Origin of the sequence: Streptomyces sp. NBC_00647 (genome assembly GCF_045207245.1) — a bacterium.
In the GTDB taxonomy this organism is placed as follows: domain Bacteria; phylum Actinomycetota; class Actinomycetes; order Streptomycetales; family Streptomycetaceae; genus Streptomyces.
On the sequence record NZ_CP109040.1, the window covers coordinates 5,141,744 to 5,159,218 of the forward strand.

10 protein-coding genes, 2 tRNA genes, 1 other RNA gene and 3 pseudogenes are annotated in these 17,475 nt (G+C 72.1%); 8 read left to right on the top strand and 8 right to left on the bottom strand.

The features are described 5' to 3' along the window. Nucleotides 1-51 precede the first annotated feature (51 nt). The 5 genes from OG788_RS22520 to OG788_RS22540 all read left to right on the top strand — a co-directional run bounded on the left by OG788_RS22520 (nt 52) and on the right by OG788_RS22540 (nt 3,938). A complete protein-coding gene (locus tag OG788_RS22520) occupies nt 52-1,083 on the top strand; it encodes an ABC transporter ATP-binding protein (protein ID WP_406373019.1) in 1,032 nt (343 codons plus the stop codon). Next, entirely contained in the window at nt 1,080-1,883 is an 804-nt protein-coding gene (locus OG788_RS22525) for an ABC transporter permease (RefSeq protein WP_406373021.1), read from the top strand. The genes OG788_RS22520 and OG788_RS22525 overlap by 4 nt, the downstream gene beginning before the upstream one ends. A gap of 20 nt (nt 1,884-1,903) precedes the next feature. Continuing rightward, complete coding sequence (locus OG788_RS22530; protein ID WP_406376816.1) at nt 1,904-3,202, top strand: sensor histidine kinase; 1,299 nt, start codon at nt 1,904-1,906, stop codon at nt 3,200-3,202. Continuing rightward, complete coding sequence (locus tag OG788_RS22535; RefSeq protein WP_406373023.1) at nt 3,199-3,843, top strand: response regulator; 645 nt, start codon at nt 3,199-3,201, stop codon at nt 3,841-3,843. Before OG788_RS22530 ends, OG788_RS22535 begins: the two co-directional genes overlap by 4 nt. Before the next feature lie 22 nt (nt 3,844-3,865). Continuing rightward, nucleotides 3,866-3,938, top strand: a tRNA-Gly gene (locus OG788_RS22540). 126 nt (nt 3,939-4,064) lie between these two features. On the opposite strand, the gene OG788_RS22545 is transcribed toward OG788_RS22540, so the two are convergent. The 6 genes from OG788_RS22545 to ffs form a co-directional block, all read right to left on the bottom strand. Then, nucleotides 4,065-4,964, bottom strand: coding sequence for a phosphoribosylaminoimidazolesuccinocarboxamide synthase (locus OG788_RS22545; RefSeq protein WP_266760335.1), 900 nt, complete (start codon nt 4,962-4,964; stop codon nt 4,065-4,067). A gap of 133 nt (nt 4,965-5,097) precedes the next feature. Then, entirely contained in the window at nt 5,098-6,627 is a 1,530-nt protein-coding gene (locus OG788_RS22550) for a N,N-dimethylformamidase beta subunit family domain-containing protein (RefSeq protein WP_406373025.1), read from the bottom strand. Between the two features lie 184 nt (nt 6,628-6,811). Further along, nucleotides 6,812-8,680 (bottom strand): hypothetical protein, encoded by a 1,869-nt coding sequence (locus OG788_RS22555; RefSeq protein ID WP_406376817.1) that lies wholly within the window; start codon nt 8,678-8,680, stop codon nt 6,812-6,814. A gap of 363 nt (nt 8,681-9,043) precedes the next feature. Next, nucleotides 9,044-10,297 (bottom strand): phosphoribosylamine--glycine ligase, encoded by a 1,254-nt coding sequence (gene purD, locus OG788_RS22560; RefSeq protein ID WP_406373027.1) that lies wholly within the window; start codon nt 10,295-10,297, stop codon nt 9,044-9,046. A gap of 642 nt (nt 10,298-10,939) precedes the next feature. After that, a complete protein-coding gene (locus OG788_RS22565; protein WP_406373029.1) occupies nt 10,940-13,285 on the bottom strand; it encodes a DNA polymerase III subunit gamma and tau in 2,346 nt (781 codons plus the stop codon). A 107-nt stretch (nt 13,286-13,392) separates the two neighbouring features. Then, nucleotides 13,393-13,491: signal recognition particle sRNA small type (gene ffs / locus OG788_RS22570), an RNA gene on the bottom strand. 72 nt (nt 13,492-13,563) lie between these two features. On the opposite strand from ffs, the gene OG788_RS22575 reads away from it, so the two are divergent. Continuing rightward, nucleotides 13,564-13,651 (top strand) — tRNA-Ser (locus OG788_RS22575). Between the two features lie 62 nt (nt 13,652-13,713). Here the strand turns inward: OG788_RS22575 and OG788_RS22580 are convergent. Beyond that, nucleotides 13,714-14,673 (bottom strand): annotated as a pseudogene (locus tag OG788_RS22580) (site-specific integrase); the annotation flags it as partial. Between OG788_RS22580 and OG788_RS22585 the strand changes: the two are divergent. Further along, nucleotides 14,667-15,164: pseudogene (locus OG788_RS22585) on the top strand (IS630 family transposase); the annotation flags it as partial. The pseudogenes OG788_RS22580 and OG788_RS22585 sit on opposite strands and share 7 nt — an antisense overlap. Nucleotides 15,165-15,177: 13 nt before the next feature. On the opposite strand, the pseudogene OG788_RS22590 reads toward OG788_RS22585, so the two are convergent. Beyond that, nucleotides 15,178-15,309, bottom strand: a pseudogene (locus OG788_RS22590) (GNAT family N-acetyltransferase); the annotation flags it as partial. A 379-nt stretch (nt 15,310-15,688) separates the two neighbouring features. Between OG788_RS22590 and OG788_RS22595 the strand changes: the two are divergent. After that, nucleotides 15,689-17,470 (top strand): hypothetical protein, encoded by a 1,782-nt coding sequence (locus tag OG788_RS22595; protein WP_406373031.1) that lies wholly within the window; start codon nt 15,689-15,691, stop codon nt 17,468-17,470. Nucleotides 17,471-17,475: the final 5 nt, after the last annotated feature.

Sequence of the window (17,475 nt, forward strand, 5' to 3'; positions counted from 1 at the left end):
TGATGACACCGCGCACTGCTGCCGGAACCCGTCCGCCGGGACGCTGATTTCATGAACACGAACGAGCACGATGACGTGATCGAGGTCACTGATCTGCGGCGCGTGTACGGGGGCGACGGAAGAGATTTCGAAGCGGTGCGCGGAGTCACCTTCTCCGTGGGCCGCGGTGAGCTGTTCGCTCTCCTCGGTACCAACGGCGCGGGAAAGACATCCACCGTCGAGCTGATCGAGGGTCTCGCTCCCCCGGCCGGCGGACGCGTACGGGTCCTCGGGCACGATCCCTACACGCACCGGGCGGCCGTACGGCCCCGCATCGGTGTGATGCTTCAGGAGGGCGGCTTCCCCTCCGAGCTGACGGTCGCGGAGACCATCCGCATGTGGGCGGCGTGCACCAGCGGAGCCCGGCCCACCGAACAGGCGCTGGAGCCGGTCGGCCTCGCGCACCGGTCCGACGTACGCGTGAAGCAGTTGTCCGGGGGCGAGAAACGGCGCCTGGACCTGGCGCTCGCGCTGCTCGGCCGCCCCGAGATCCTCTTCCTCGACGAGCCGACGACCGGACTCGACGTGGAAGGCCGCCGGAGCACCTGGGAGTTGGTGCGCGAGCTGCGCGACGGCGGGACCACGGTCCTGCTGACCACCCACTATCTGGAAGAGGCGGAGGAACTCGCCGACCGGCTGGCGATCCTCCACGAAGGAACCATCGCGGCCATCGGCACCCCGGCCGAGGTCACCGCCTCCCAGCCGTCGCGCATCTCCTTCGAACTGCCCGACGGCTACTTCCCCGGCGACCTGCCCCCGCTGGCCGAACTCGGGGTGAGCTGCCATGAGACGGCGGGCCGTGTGATCAAGCTGCGCACCAACGAGCTGCAACGGACGGCGACCGCCCTGCTGGTGTGGGCCGAGCGGGCGCGGGTCGAGCTGCGGGGGCTCGATGTGCGCCCGGCCTCCCTGGAGGAGGCGTTCCTGCGGATCGCGCGCGAGGCGGGCGCGCGGGGCTCCGAGCGGACAACGACCGCGGGGCCACCCGCCGCGAGGACGGCGGGGCCGATCTCGGGCACCCGGAACAGGGGGACAGCGGCATGACCGGAACGGCAGTCACGACCGGGACCGGCACGGCCGGCACCACGACCGTGGGACGGACGGTCGCGCTGGCACGCGCCGAGCTGACGCTGCTCGGCCGCACCAAGGCGACCCTGGCCGCAGCGCTGTTCGTGCCACTGACGTTGCCGTTCACGCTCCGCTCGACGGTCGACCAGATGGACCTGAAGGGCACCGGACTCACCGTCGGCGCGATCCTGCTCCCCTCCTCGATCGGCTTCTCGCTCCTCTTCGCCGTCTACGGCTCCCTGGTGACCGTGTACGCGGCCCGCCGCGAAGAACTCGTCCTCAAGCGGCTGCGCACCGGTGAACTGCGGGACACGGAGATCCTCGCGGGCGCCGCGCTGCCCTCGGTGGCGATCGGTCTCGCCCAGTGCCTGATCCTGGCCGTCGCCTGCCGGCTGACACTCGGCGTCGGAGCACCCGGGGCACCCCATCTCGTCGTGCTGGGGCTGCTGTCGGCGCTCGTCACCTGGCCCGCGCTCGCTGCCCTCACCGCCGGCTTCAGCAGGAGCATCGAGGGCGCCCAGGTCGCGGCCGTGCCCCTGACCCTGGTGTCGCTGGTCGGCTCAGGGACTTTCGTCCCCCTGGAGATGCTGCCCGACGGCATGGCCTCCTTCTGCGAACTGCTGCCCCTCACCCCGGTGATCACCCTGATCCGCGGCGGCTGGACCGGGCACCTCTCCGCCCACGACACCGTGGGCGCCGTCGTCACCGCGGTGGCCTGGACCGTGATCGCGGTGTTTGCTGTACGCCGGTGGTTCCGCTGGGAGCCGCGGCGATGACCACGGACGCGGGGGCGGGCATGACCAGACCGGCGGGCTGGTGGCGCGGCAAGAGCACACCGGCGAAGGTCGAGACGTACACACGGTGGTCGTTCCACTTCTTCGCCGTGATCGAGGCCGCCTCGATCGGGCTGCCGATCTTCGGGAAGCTCTCGACGGCACGGTCCTGGACCCTCTTCCTGCTGGTGTGCGGACACTCCGTGCTCTGCGCGGTAACCGCCTCGCGAGCGCTGGACCGGACGCGCGGCGCCAGGAAGGAGATCGGGCGGACGCTGCTCGCGCTGGCCGTGGGCACCGCCGTGGTGGCCGTCGTGGGGGCCGTCCTCTCGGGCACCCCCTGGCGCCCCGCCGACGACGGCGAGTTCCTGGTCGCCTCCTCCCTGTTCGTCGGTGTCACGGCGTTCGGCACGGGCACGTTCGCGCTCGGGACACGCGACAGACGCCGGATGACGTACGCCGTGCTCGGCGCGTCCGCGGGTGCCGGCGCGCTCTCCCTGCCCCTCGGCTTCACGGGCCCCGCCGCACTGATCACCGCCTTCCTCGTCCTGCTCACCGCCGGATTCCTCACCTTCACCGCGGCCTTCTCCGTCTGGCTGCTCAACGCCGTCTACGAACTCGACGAGGCCCGCGAGACCCGCGCTCGGCTCGCCGTCGCCGAGGAGCGGCTGCGTTTCGGCCGCGATCTGCACGACGTGATGGGCCGCAACCTCGCGGTGATCGCCCTCAAGAGCGAGCTCGCCGTGCAGCTGGCCAGGCGAGGGCGCACCGAGGCCGTGGACCAGATGACCGAGGTGCAGCGGATAGCCCGGGAGTCCCAGCGGGAGGTGCGTGAGGTCGTACGGGGATACCGCGACGCCGACCTGACCACCGAACTGGCCGGGGCGCAGGGCGTGCTGACCGCGGCGGGCATCGACTGCGTCATCACCGGCACGGCCGCGGATCTGCCCGCACCGGTCCAGTCGGCGCTCGGCTGGGTCGTCCGGGAGGCGACCACGAACGTGCTGCGGCACGGGGACGCCAGAAGCTGTGCGCTGGCCCTGCGGGTGACGGAGGAGCGGGTGACACTCACCGTCGAGAACGACGGGGCGCCGGACGGGACGGAGCCGGGTCCCGGGCCGGACGAGGGCTCGGGACCGAGGAGAGGCTCCGGACTCGTGGGACTGCGGGAGCGACTGGGGGAGGTGGACGGAGTGCTGCGGGCCGGCGCGAGCGGTGGAGTGTTCCGGCTGACGGCGGACGTACCGCTGTCGCCCGCCCCCGACGGAGAACGGCCGCCCCTCCCGTCCGTTCCGCATCAGGCGACGGAGGCCACCCCATGACGGCCGTGCCGCCGGGCGCTTCGACGCCCGAGCCTCCCGTGCGGCTGCTGCTCGCCGACGACGAGCATCTGATCCGGGGAGCCCTGGCCGCGCTGCTCGGGCTGGAGGACGACCTGGTCGTGGTGGCCGAGGCGGCGACCGGGCCGGAGGCGCTGGCGATGGCGCGGGCGCATGTGCCCGATGTCGCCGTCCTGGATCTTCAGATGCCGGGGGCGGACGGTGTGAGCGTGGCCACATCCCTGCGGGCCGAACTGCCGGGCTGCCAGGTGCTGATCGTGACGAGTCACGGGCGGCCGGGGCATCTGAAGCGAGCGCTTGCGGCCGGTGTACGCGGGTTCGTCCCGAAGACGGTCAGTGCGCGGCGGCTTGCCGAGATCATCCGTACCGTGCACGCGGGAAACCGTTATGTGGACCCGGAGTTGGCCGCCGACGCGATCTCCGCCGGGGACTCGCCGCTGACCGCACGCGAGGCCGAGGTGCTCGAATTGGCGGCCGACGGGGCACCCGTGGCGGAGATCGCGGAGCGGGCCGCGCTGTCCCAGGGGACCGTGCGGAACTATCTGTCGTCGGCCGCGTCCAAGCTGGGGGCGGAGAACCGGCACGCGGCGGTGCGTCTCGCGAGGGAGCGAGGTTGGGTATAGTGGCTGTCGCGCCACGGCGCATGCGGACGTAGCTCAGTTGGTAGAGCGCAACCTTGCCAAGGTTGAGGTCGCCAGTTCGAACCTGGTCGTCCGCTCCGGAAAGAAGCCCCCGACCTCAGGTCGGGGGCTTCTTCGTGTCTGCCTGCCGCGGCGGGAAGCCCTTCGGGCCGCGCGGCTCGGGTGGCTGCCGGGCCCGGCCGGTGGCCGGGCCCGTGACGAGGTCAGGACCAGCGGATGCCCGTCAGCCGCTCGTAGGCCTCGATGTACTTGGCGCGGGTGGCTTCCACGACGTGCTCGGGCAGGGCGGGCGGCGGCTGCTCGCTCTTGCGGTCCCAGCCGGATTCCGCGGACGTCAGCCAGTCGCGGACGTACTGCTTGTCGAAGGACGGCTGCGCGTGGCCCGGCTCCCACACGTCGGCGGGCCAGAAGCGCGAGGAGTCGGGGGTCAGCACCTCGTCGGCGAGGACGAGGGTCTCGCCCTCGTAGCCGAACTCGAACTTCGTGTCCGCGAGGATGATGCCCCGCTCGCGGGCGATGTCGCGGGCGCGGCTGTAGATGGCGAGGGTCGCCTGGCGCAGTTCGGCGGCGGTGTCGGCGCCGACCTGACGGGCGACCTCCTCGTACGAGACGTTCTCGTCGTGTTCGCCGACCGCGGCCTTGGTGGCGGGGGTGAAGATCGGCGCGGGGAGTTCCGAGCCGTCGACGAGACCCTCGGGCAGCGCGAGGCCGCAGACGGTGCGGGTCTCGTTGTACTCGACGAGACCCGAGCCGGTCAGGTAGCCGCGGGCGACGCACTCGACCGGGGTCATCCGCAGGGACTTGCAGATCAGGGTGCGGCCGGCCCAGTCGGCGGGGGCGCCCGGCGGGAGTTCGGTGCTCAGCACGTGGTTGGGCGCCAGTTCGGAGAGCTGGTCGAACCACCACAGGGAGAGCTGGGTGAGCGTGCGGCCCTTGTCGGGGATCTCGGTGGGGAGAACCCAGTCGTAGGCGGAGATGCGGTCGCTGGCGACCATCACGAGGTCGCCCGCCTCGTTCTGGTACAGGTCGCGCACCTTGCCGGTGTGCAGATGTACCAGACCCGGCACCTGAAGGGGCTCGGGCTTTTCGACGAATCCGGACACGGTTCCTCCCCGTGGTTCTGTCTGAATGGCTCGATTCTCCCGTACGGGCCGAGCACCTTTGGACAGGGGGCGTGGCGAGCGGGCCCGGGTGCCCGCAGTACCGGTGTGTCGCGGAACTCCCGGCGGAGCTTCCTCAGTCGTGTTTGCAGATGCGGTCGAGGAGATTGGCGGTCGCCCGCTGGATACGCGGATCCACGTGGCCGGGGCGATCGAGGGCCGGGGACCACGCGAACGTCCCGGACGCGAAGACCAGGGCGCCGGACGGGGCCCGGTAGAGCGAGGTCTCCTGATGCCGGGGCGTGCCCTCGCTGTCCGGGTACGGGGAGTGCGCGAGCAGGATCCGGCCCTGGTGCTCCGGCAGTGGGGTGCGCGGGAAGTAACGGTCCGCCTCGCCGGCGACCATGCCCTCCACTTCGTCGCCCTCGTGCGCGCCGGTCGCCTCCCACAGCCAGTGGTCGGCGTTGCGGACGATCAGGGGGTGCGGCTCGGGAACCCGTCCCGCGTACTGGATGCCGATGAGCTGCTGCTCCGGACGGTCGATCTCGCGCCACAGGGCGGGCCTGCCCGGACCCCGGCGCTTCCGGCAGGTCAGCAGCCGGTCGGCGACACCCGAGGGGGACGGTCCCAACTCCACCTGCCAGTACATGGTGTTGGCGGAGAGGAAGACGAGCGAGGTGCCGTGCTCGCGGGCGAGTTCCGTGGTGCGGCGCATCTGCGGCGACCAGTACTCGTCGTGGCCCGGGAAGACCAGGCCGCGGTAGCGGGTGGGGTCGACGCGTCCGGCGTGCAGGTCGCGGGCGTCGGCGTACGCGAGGTCGTAGCCGTAACGCTCCGCCCAGCGGATGAAGTCGTAGGCGTGGCCCACATGGAGGGGGAGACCCGCGCCCGCGTACGGGCGGTCGAAGGAGACGGTCGTCGCGGCGTCGGCCTCGCCGAGCAGCCGGCCGTTCTCGTCCCAGGCGTGGTAGAGGCTGGCGCCGGTGTGGCCGTCCTCCGGATACAGGTTGTACGCCTGCCAGGTGATGTCCGGGAGCAGCAGGAGGAGGTCGGCCGTCTGGTGATTGCGGACGGTGAAGGGGACGTGCGAGCGGTAGCCGTCGGCGGTGGTGAGGACGGCGACATAGGCGCCGACGCTCCAGTAGGACGGGATCTGGAGGCGCCAGGACAGCCACCAGTGATGGCAGGAGACCGTGCGGTCGGCCGTGAGCGGCGGCGGCTGGACGATGCCGGAGAGACGGGGGCTCGTGGTGATCTTGCAGGCGCCGTCCCCGCCGTAGTGGCCGATGCGGTAGATGTCGACGCTGAACTCCTGCGGCGGGTCCACGGTGACATGGAAGTCGATGGACTCGCCGGGAGCGGCGGCACCCGTGGCGGTGAAGCCCTTGATCTGGCGGTGGACGTCGTCCGCGGAGCGGGGGCCTCCGGTGCCGGAGCGCGCGCGGGTGCCGGGGGTGGAGCGCGGGCCCGGGATCCTGGACGCACCGGTCGCCGGGTGCGGCGGCTGGGCCGCGTCGGTGTCCAGGTACCAGGGGACGACATGCCCGGTGTCGTCGAAATAGGTCTCACTGCCGCGGAGCCAGGGAACGGGACCCTGGCCGAAGGGATCCGTGACGGCGTGCGCGAGTGCTCCCGACTCCCAGCGGCGGATCTGCTCCGATCCCATGGCTGCTCCCCTCCCTGGTGCCCCCGTCGTTCTGGTAAGCCCTTGCGCCGTGCGCGATCGGTCCCAGCACATCACATTACGCACGCAGTCCGTCACCGTTCGTCGCGAATTGACGTGAGTGGAACGGCTGCCTCCGCCGGGCGGAGGCAGCGGCGAACAGTGGGGGGTGGCCGCCGGAAGGGCGTCAGACCAGGCGGACCGGTTTCTCCGGGCGGACGCCGAGGTGACGGAGCCAGTCCCGCAGGGGTGCCGGATCACCGGTCTCTATCAGGGTGAGGACCCGGGGCCCGAGGTCGGCGGCTCGTTCCCCCGCGACGAGGAGGGACGGGCCGTCCAGCCAGTCGAGTCCGGGGGTCGCCCCTGCGGTGTCCATCGCCGCGCAGCAGACCATCGCCGTGACGTGGTCGGCCAGCAGCTCGCGACCGGTCCGGGGCGGTTGGAGGGGGAACAGCGGAAGCACCCCGTCGTCCCAGAGGGCGTGGTCGGGGCCCTGCTGCTCGGCGCCCCCGGCGGGCGGATGCGGCGCCGGGGCGGACGCCTCCTCACGGGCCAGTTCCGCGGTGAGCCGGGCCGCGAGAGCGGCCGACCTTTCGTTCCCCACGGCGAGGTCCGGGTCGTCGCTCTCGGCGATGCCCATCTCGCCGTACGCCTCCGTGCGGTGCGCGGCGAGGGCGGCATCCGGGTCGGGAGCCGGGGCCGGGGCGAGCCTGTCGTCCGCCGGCGCGGGCAGGTGCGCCGTCGGCGAGGTCAGATGGTCCATCACCCGGGCCAGCGTCGGACCGTCCGCCTCGGGCAGCGCGGGGTCGGCGGGGTGCCGGACGCCGAGCGCGTCCAGGACACGGTGGAGGCGGGCCGCGTCCGTACGCCACTTGCGGTCGACGACCTCGTCCGGGTAGTCCTGCCAGTCGACCGGCGCCCAGTCGGGGCCGGCCTCGGCGGGACCGCCGTGGAAGAGGCGGGCGGCGAGCAGCGAAGCCGCCTCGTCCACGGTGCCGGGCTCTTCGAGCAGGTCGCAGGCGGGGCGTTCGCCGAGGCGGGAGGTGAAGCCCTCGGCCAGACGGTCGCGGCGGGACAGCTCGGTCAGTGCCGCGACGACGCCCACGTCCAGCCGGGAGGGCCAGCGGCCCATGCGCCAGGCGGGCAGCGCGACACGGGTCAGCAGACGGTCCCAGCCCGCGTACGCCAGACCCACCTGTTCCTGGGCGACGATACGCACGCCGTAGTCCACAGCCTGTGCGCGCTCGGCCGCCGCGGACGCCACCCCCCGCTCCATCTCGGCGGCATGGCCCCGGCAGCTGCGCAGCATGAGACGGGTCACCCAGCCCACACCGGCCAGGACCGTGCGGGACAGCGGGCCGCGGCCGGGTGCCGAGGCCACGGCAACCGCCGCGTCCAGGCCCCGTACGAAACGGCGGGCCGCGGCTATGTCCGGGTGCGCCGACGGGCCCGTACCGGCGACGACCGGGGCGAGGACCGCCCGCAGCTCACCGACCCTCATCCACCACAGGAAGGGGGAGCCGATGACGAGGACGGGGGCGACGGGGACTCGGCGGGCACGGTTCGTCAGTCCGGGCACTCCCAGGCCGCCCCGCCCGCCGTCCGCGGGGTCCGACACGTCCCCGCTGCCCGACGCGGACCGGCCGTGGGCCCGGTGGGTGCGGTCCTCCAGCCAGCTGTCGCAGTCCGGGGTGAGCGCTATCGCCGAGGGGGCCGGCACGTCGAGACGGTCGGCCAGGTCACGGACCATCCGGTAGAGATCGGGGGCCGATGCCTCGGTGACGGCGACCGTGGGGCTCATCGCGGGCCGGGCGCGGGCCACGACGAGCGCGATGCCCGCCGCCGCCAGAAGGACGACGACGGCGACGACCGTCACGATCCACCGCGCGGTCCCCCAGGGCTCGCCGGTGATACGGCCGGTGGAGCCACCGACGAGCAGCACGACGGCCGCGGCCGCGGGCAGCAGGGCGACGGCCAGCGCCCTGCTGCGGATGCGCAGCACAGCGAGAGCCCGGGAGCGCGCGGTCTGCGCGCCCGCCTCCACACCCACACCCATACCGGTCACGACCGGACGTCACCCCCTGTTGTCCGCCGGGCCCCGGCCTTTCCACTGCCGGTGCCGACGGATGCCCTGGCGTTGCTCACTCCCCCACTGTGGCACCCGCCACCGACATCGCAATGCCGGTGGGCCAAGTGCCGGAATGCTTTCGCCGCACCCTAGTTGGGGCCTCGGCCCTAGTCAGCCGGTTGGGGCATCGGTCACTCGATGGAATGGCTCTGGGGAAAGGTGGATGACGGTGGGCCATGATCAGGCCCCCGGTTCCGTACAGAAACCCGCAGGTGGAAGGGGCCGGTTCCCTCACGACAGAGCCCCGGATTCCGTACGGAATCCGGGGCCCGGTGATGCTATGGGGACCGGCTACGCCTCCGCCGCCGCCTTCGCGGCGATGTCCGTGCGGTGCTGCGCACCCTCGAGGCCGATGCGGGCGACCGCCGTGTAGGCGCGCTCACGGGCCTCGGTGAGGTCAGATCCGATCGCCGTGACGGACAGCACGCGACCGCCCGCGCTCACCACCGCTCCGCCCTCGTGCCGGGTGCCGGCGTGCAGGACGTACGCGTGCGGGGCGTCCTCGGCGGCCACGTCGTCGAGCCCGGTGATCGGGTCGCCGGTGCGCGGGGTGTCCGGGTAGTTGTGCGAGGCCACGACCACGGTGACCGCGGCCTTCTCGCTCCAGCGCAGCGGTTCGAGATCGGCGAGGGTGCCGTTCGCGGACGCCAGCAGGACACCGGCGAGCGGGGTCTTCAGACGGGCGAGGACGACCTGGGTCTCGGGGTCGCCGAAGCGGGCGTTGAACTCGATGACCCGCACGCCACGGCTGGTGATCGCCAGACCGGCGTACAGCAGTCCGGCGAACGGTGTGCCGCGGCGGCGCAGTTCGTCGACGGTCGGCTGGAGGACGGTCTCCATGACCTCGTCGACGAGCTTCGGGTCCGCCCAGGGCAGCGGCGAGTAGGCGCCCATGCCGCCGGTGTTCGGGCCTTCGTCGCCGTCCAGCGCGCGCTTGAAGTCCTGGGCGGGCTGGAGCGGGACGACGGTCGTGCCGTCGGTGATCGCGAAGAGGGAGACCTCGGGGCCGTCGAGGAACTCCTCGATGACGACGCGGTCGCAGGCGTTGGCGTGCGCGCGCGCCGCGTCGAGGTCGTCGGTCACGACGACACCCTTGCCGGCGGCCAGCCCGTCGTCCTTCACGACATACGGCGCTCCGAACGCGTCGAGCGCCTCCTCGACCTCCGCCGGCGTCACGCAGACGTACGAGCGTGCCGTGGGGACGCCGGCACCCGCCATCACGTCCTTCGCGAACGCCTTGGAGCCCTCCAGCTGCGCGGCCTCCTCGGAGGGGCCGAAGCAGGGGATGCCCGCCGCGCGCACGGCGTCGGCGACACCGGCGACCAGCGGGGCCTCCGGGCCCACGATCACCAGCTCGGCGCCGAGCTCCGTGGCCAGCGCGGCCACGGCGGTGCCGTCGAGAGCGTCGACCGCGTGCAGCTCCGCCACCTCCGCGATCCCCGCGTTACCGGGGGCGCAGTACAGGGCGGTGACGTCGGGGTCGAGGGACAGGGAGCGGCACAGGGCGTGTTCGCGGGCGCCGCCACCGATGACAAGGACCTTCACGGGGTCAGCCTAACCGCCGCACGAGGGTGCCCTTGTGGGGGCTTCCGAAGAGAGGGGGGCGCGGAGCTGGTGCGATCCTCCAAACCGGGCCGCCTCCGAGGCGCCGGGAACCGTCACCGAGGGGCCCTCCCGTGGGCGGCATCTCTCGGCCGAGGCCGCTCCTGGAAGCGCGGCCCCAGGCCGAGGGCGTGCCCTTCCCCGACGGCGGGTCCGGTCCCGAGCGAGTCAGATCCCGAGCGGGTCTGAACCCGAGCAGGTCAGATCCCGAGCAGGTCCGATCCCGAGCAGGTCCGATCCGGAAGGCGAGGCGGTCCCAAGGCGGGTGCGGGGCCCGACCCCAAAGGGGAGTCCGTTCCTGAAGGCAGAGTCCGGTACCGAGAGCGGTCCCGGTCGAGTGAGCGGGTCCCAGTCGGGTAAGCGGGTCCTGGTCGAGTGAGCGGGTCCCAGTCGGGTAAGCGGGTCCTGGTCGAGTGAGCGGGTCCCGGGTCGGCCCGGTCGTCCCGCCCGGCGCGGCTCCCGGACCTCCCGGAGCCGCGGCCCGAGGAACGGCCGCAAGGGCCGGGCGGAGGGGTGGGACCCGTCACGCGAGGGTGCTTCCCGGGGGTCCGACGTGTCGGGAAGCGGCGTCCCGGTCCCGCTCCCTCACTCGTTCGAGAACTCCTCCACCACCGTCGCCCCCAGCTCGCGGACGATCAGGTCGTGGCCCGAGAGGGCGGACTCGTCCAGGTCTGGGTCGTCGTCCTCCGGGGTGTCGTCCTCGGGGGCGACCGGCGGCGGGTCGTATGCCGCGGGCGGGGCCGACGCGGGCGCGGACATGCCCCGGCCCTGGGTGTGGCCCGCGGACGGGCCGGACTGCGGGGCCGGGGGCTGCGAGGCCGGAGCCGAGGACTGCTGGGGCGCGGGGCGCTGGCCGGCCGGAGACCCGCCGTAGCCACCGGCGCCACCGCCTCCGTAGCCACCTCCTCCGCCGCCGTGACCAGCTCCACCGCCGAATCCGGAGCCCGCCGGAGCGGCCGGCGGTACCGGACCGCCCGAGGCGTCCACGATCGCCTCGACCTTCCACTGCACGTTGAACTGCTCCGCGAGCGCCTGCCGCAGCACGTCCTCGCTGCCGCTGCTCGCGAAGTTGTCCCGCGCACCGGCGTTCACGAAGCCGATCTGGAGGGTCGTGCCGTCGAACGCCGTCACCTGGGCGTTCTGGCTGAGCAGGATCCAGGTGAACCGGCGGCGGTTCTTCACCGCCTCCAGGATGTTCGGCCACAGCGTGCGGGGGTCGAGGCCACCTGCCGCCGGTGGCCCGGCCGGGGTCTGGGGCGCTCCCGGGGCGGCGGCGGGCGGGGCAGGGGGGGTGGCCGGGGCCGGAGCGGACTGGGCCGGAGCCTGGCCGCCGCCCGCGGGTGTCGCCGTCGGCCAGCCGCCGGGGCGCCGGCCGCTGCCGGCGGCCGTCGCGGTGGGCCAGGCACCGGGCGCGGCCCCCGTGGGAGCACCGGCCGGGGCCGCGGGCTGCTCGGGCGCCGCGGGAGCGTGGGCAGGCGGGCCCGCCGGAGCGGCCTGAGGAGTCACGGACGCCGCGGGTGCCACGGGGACGACTGGTGCCGCAGGCGCGACGGGGGCGGCTGTCCCGGGTGTCTCTCCCGGCACGGCCCCGGCACTCGCGCCGGCTCCCCCTTGCACCGCTCCCTGTCCTGCTCCGCGAGCCGCGGCACGGGCCGCCGCGGGGCCGCCTCCCGGAGGAACCGCCGGTCCGGGCTGCGGGACCGGCGCCGCGCCGTGCGCCTCGGGCCCGGGCACGTAGCCCATGGCGGGCGCCGCTCCGCCGCCGGAGAAGTGCACCCCGCGCTCGATACGGTCGAGCCGGGCCATGACGGAGCGCTCGTCCCCATAGGCGGCGGGCAGCAGGACGCGCGCGCAGATGAGTTCGAGCTGGAGGCGCGGTGAGGTGGCTCCCCGCATCTCCGTCAGCCCGTCGTTGACGAGGTCGGCGGCGCGGCTCAGCTCGGCGGCGCCGAACACCCCGGCCTGCGCCTGCATGCGCTCCACCACGTTGACCGGGGCGTCGATGAGCCCCTTCTCCGCCGCGTCCGGAACGGCCGCCAGGATGACCAGGTCCCGCAACCGCTCCAGCAGGTCGGCGACGAACCGCCGCGGGTCGTTTCCGCCTTCGATGACGGTGTCCACCACCTCGAAGGCGGCGGCGCCGTCCCCCGCCGCGAACGCCTCGACGACGGCGTCCAGCAGCGAGCCGTCCGTGTACCCGAGCAGCGAGGTCGCCATGGCGTACGTCACACCGGCGTCGGCGGCACCCGCGAGCAGCTGGTCCATCACGGACATGGAGTCACGCACGGAGCCCGCTCCCGCCCGTACGACCAGGGGAAGCACGCCGTCCGCGACGGGAATGCCCTCCTGCCCGCAGACCTCGCCCAGGTATTCACGCAGGGTCCCGGGCGGCACCAGCCGGAACGGGTAGTGGTGGGTCCGCGACCGGATCGTCCCGATGACCTTCTCGGGCTCGGTCGTGGCGAAGATGAACTTGAGGTGCTCCGGGGGTTCCTCGACGACCTTCAGCAGCGCGTTGAATCCGGCCGGCGTGACCATGTGGGCCTCGTCGATGATGTAGATCTTGTACCGGCTGCTCGCGGGCCCGAAGAAGGCCTTTTCCCGCAGGTCACGGGCGTCGTCCACACCGCCGTGCGAAGCCGCGTCGATCTCGATGACGTCGATGGAGCCCCGGCCGTTGCGGGCGAGGTCCTGACAGGACTGGCACTCCCCGCAGGGGGTCGGTGTGGGCCCCTGCTCGCAGTTCAGACAGCGGGCAAGGATGCGCGCGCTCGTGGTCTTGCCGCACCCGCGCGGACCGCTGAACAGGTACGCGTGATTGACCCGGTTGTTCCGCAGCGCCTGCTGCAACGGGTCGGTGACATGCTCCTGCCCGATGACCTCGGCGAACGACTCCGGGCGATAGCGGCGGTACAGCGCGAGAGACGACACGCTTACGAGGTTATAGGCGCCCACTGACATCAAGGACCGCCCTGAGCGCATCCCGGGCGCGACCCCGGCGGTATCCCGTCCCCGGCCGGCCCCGCGGCCGTCCCGGAAACGCAAGCGCCCCCCACGCACCCGCCAGAGCCAACCTACCCTTGCTGCCTTCCGGCCCTGGGGGAGTTCAGTCAGATAGCGCCACGTGAGGGGCTCCGCAAAGAGTACAGGATCGTGGGGGGTGGGAACGAGTTCGCGAGCACTCCTCAACGTCTTGTATTGTTTGCCCCGGAGGATTCGCCTAGTGGCCTAGGGCGCACGCTTGGAAAGCGTGTTGGGGGCAACCCCTCACGAGTTCGAATCTCGTATCCTCCGCCAGTGCCTCACCGGGCACGATGTCGCAGGGCCCCACCGCAAGGTGGGGCCCTGCTTCGTTGTCCTCAGCCCTCGTTGTCCTGGTTTTTGTCCACAAGAGGTTCCGAGGGCCCCCAGATGGCATCGGCGATCTTCTGGGCGACGTCCTTGAGCATGGCGTCCGGAACGTGGAGATCACGTCGGCCCGCATGCGGGCCGACGTGCCCGGCTCCCATCCCGTGATCTGGTCGATGACCCGGGCCGGGGACACCGAGGCCCGCGGTCTTGCGCTCGCGCGCTTGTGACTCCGCGTGCGAGCGGAGCATGGCGACCAGCGGGCCGGGCAGCGATACCGCGCGGCGGCCCGCTCGGGATTTGGTGTTCTTGGTCTCGCGCCGGACCTGAACCCGGTCCGGCAGTACCCCGGCTTCCGGCCGCAGGTGAGGCGTCCGGGCATCCGTGCTCGTACCTGGGGCGCAGACGGTTCCGGCGCAGTTTGAGGTACTCGTTGTCCAGGTCGACGTCGGACCGGCGCAGACCGAGCGTCTCGCCCTGCCGCAGACCGAGCGCCAGGGCCAGCATCCAGCGAGCGCTGTTCCGGCGCTTGTCTACTTCGAGCAGCGGGCTCTGCACCTCTTCCAGCGAGTAGGGCTCGACCTGGGCTCGACCTCGTCTTCCGCCTCTCCCATCCGTGGCGGCTTCGCCAACGCAGCGGCGTTCTTCGCCACGTGACCGCGCCGCGCCGCTTCACCGAGGGCGGTCCGGATGGTGCGGTGTGCTTGGTGAGCTGTACCGGCCTTGCTCCCGCTGCTCTGCGTCCGGCGGTACAGGCTTTCCAGGTGTTCGGGCTCCAAGCGGTCGATGCGGTGCTTGCCGAGACCTGGCACGAGGTGGACGCGAACCGCTACCTCGTAGCCGTCGTAGGTGTTCTCGCTGATGACCGGCCTGGCGATGTTCCCGACCCAGTGCAGGAGCCACTTCTCGACCGTCAACGGCTTGCCGGGCTGCTGCGCCGAACCCTCGTCGCGCTGCTTCTCCAGCGAGCGGCCGTCCCCGCCAACTCAGCTCTGACGACGAAGACTTCGTCATCCAGACGGCCACCACCCGACCGGCCAAGCTCGGACAACCCTTCACCCGCTGGTCGCTGCGGAAACTCGTCGCCTACCTGCGCAAGGTCCACGACCGGGTCCTCCGGATCGGCCGCGAAGCATTACGTTGCCTGCTCGCCCGCCGCGGCATCACCTTCCAGCGCACCAAGGCCTGGAAGGAATCCCCGGACCCCGACCACGACGCCAAACTCGACCGCATCGAGGAAGCAGTGGACCGCTTCCCGGGGCCCACTTCGGACCGCTGCGGCAGTCACCATCGCCAACTCCCACCACCGCAACCACACCGCGCAGACCCGGGCCCTGCACGCCTGCTTACGCTGGCGTAACGCCAACGCGACGTCCTGGCCGCCGAACGCAAGGAACGCGCCCGCATCCGAAGCGAGAAGGGCATCCGCTGGGGCGGACGTCCGCTTCAGGCCGTGGCCTGACTACCCGGATTAGTCAGATGTCGCCCTGGACCAGGGCGTGCAAATGCTGGTCGTGCCATCCGTCTTCATGCAGTAGCGCGCTGCGCATAGTGCCTTCGACGGAGAAGCCGGCCTTGGTCGCCACTCGGCACGATGCCGGGTTGGCCTACGACCGAGCACGGTGACACGCCCGCGATCGGTGGGCGAGCCAACAGTTCCCAGCAGGCGAGCGGCGTTGTGGTGCTGCACGCGCCTACGGTCACGGGGATGAGGATTGCGGCGTTTCGCCACCTTTTGTGATCTTCTGTCAGGTTCTATTAGCTGCGCGGCGGCGGTGTTTTGTGCGTCGTCGCTCTATCGCCCCGGGTCGTGTTCTGGCGCAGCGGGGAATTGCTTCAAGAGAGGATCGGCGTGTTGTGACCAATGACGTTCACAGATCTCAAAGTTGGAGCGGTCGGGGCCTCTGGCGTGTTACTGGTCGTCGGGCGGGGCAAGTGTCGGCTTCAGCGGCATCGCCGGCCGGGCCGGGGCGGGGTTGGTGGCGTATGGGCGCCACCGTAGCGGTGTGTGCCGTGCTCACCGGTGCGGGGGTGCCGGCGGCCGTTGCCGGCTCTCCGACGGCCGGTCATCGCAGCGGCAGTCGGGCAGCCGCGCCGGTCAGCCAGACCTTCACCTTCACCGGCGCTCCGCAGACCCTGACGGTCCCTGCGGGGATGCTCGTGACGATCACCGCGGACGGGGCCGGCGGTGCCGACAACACCGGCACCCCCTGTTCCGTCACGGGGACGGGCGGGACAGGGACGCAGGTGGTGACCACCCTCCCGCTGACCGCCTCCTCGACAACGTTCACCGTCGACGTCGGCGGGACCGGTGGCAAAGGCTGCAACGGCACCGGGACGCCGGGCGCCGGTGGGTTCAACGGCGGCGCCCCAGGTGGGAGTTTTCCGCTCAGTGGTTTTCATTTTGAAGGTCCGGGTGGGGGCGGGGCCTCCAGCATCAGCACGGGCGGCTCCTTGCTGGTGGTCGCCGGAGGCGGCGGTGCCGCCGGCGGCACCGGAGCGGGCTCTACGGGAGGGAACGGAGGCAGCGGTGGGACAACGCCGGATGCCACCGCCGGTACCGCGGGAAGTGCCACCGGCCCTGGGGCTTCGCCGGGGCAGGGTGGGGGCGGTGGCAGCACCAGCACCAGCACCAGCGGGGCCGGCGGGGCCGCCGGCAGCGTTCCATTCTGCGCGGTCACGAACGGCGGGCCAGGGAGCGGGTTCTCCGGTGCCACGGTCGGTACCGGTGGCACCGGGGGCAGCTTCGACGGCGGCTGCGCCGCCACTGCCATCGCTGGTGGTGGGGGCGGTGGTGGTGGGTACTTCGCCGGCGGGGGCGGCGGCAGCGGCGCCGTCAACAGCAACGGCACCTCGGCGGGTGGCGGCGGTGGTGGTGGGGGCAGCAGCTTCACCACCACGTCGAGCACCGGTACACACTATGCGCCGTCCACGATCGGGACGGCGAACAACAACGGCCAGGTGACCATCTCCTACGGCCTCCCTGGCCCGAGCTTGACCATCGGCAAGAGCCACAGTGGCAGTTTCGTGCGGGGTCAGTCCGGCTCCTACACGCTCACAGTCGGCAACGACGGGATCGACGCGACCGACGGCACCGTCGTCACCGTGACCGACACTCTCCCGGCTGGGCTTACCGCGACATCGTTGAGCGGTACCGGGTGGACGTGCACGCTGGCCACGCTGACCTGTACCCGCAGTGACGTCCTCGCGTCCGGTGGCAGCTATCCGGCGCTCACCCTCACGGTCAACGTCGCCTGTACGGCCTCCGGTCAGGTCACCAACACGGCCTCGGCCACTGGCGGCGGGGACACCGCCACTCACACCGCGACCGATCCCACGACCATCACCGGCGCCTGCCCGCCCACGCTGGCGATCAGCAAGAGCCACAGTGGCAGTTTCGTGCGGGGTCAGTCCGGCTCCTACACGCTCACGGTCCGCAACAACGGGACCGGCGCGACCGACGGCACCACCGTCACCGTGACCGACACTCTCCCGGCTGGGCTTACCGCGACGTCGTTGAGCGGTACCGGGTGGACGTGCACGCTGGTCACGCTGACCTGTACCCGCAGTGACGTCCTCGCGTCCGGTAGCAGCTATCCGGCGCTCACCCTCACGGTGGACGTCTCCTGCAAGGCCCCGAGCACCGTCACCAACACCGCGACCGTCACCGGAGGCGGCGACACCACCAGCCACACCGCCACAGACCCCACCAAGATCAAGGGTCACGGACACGACAGGCACTGCAAGCACCACCACGGCCACTGGTAAGGCGA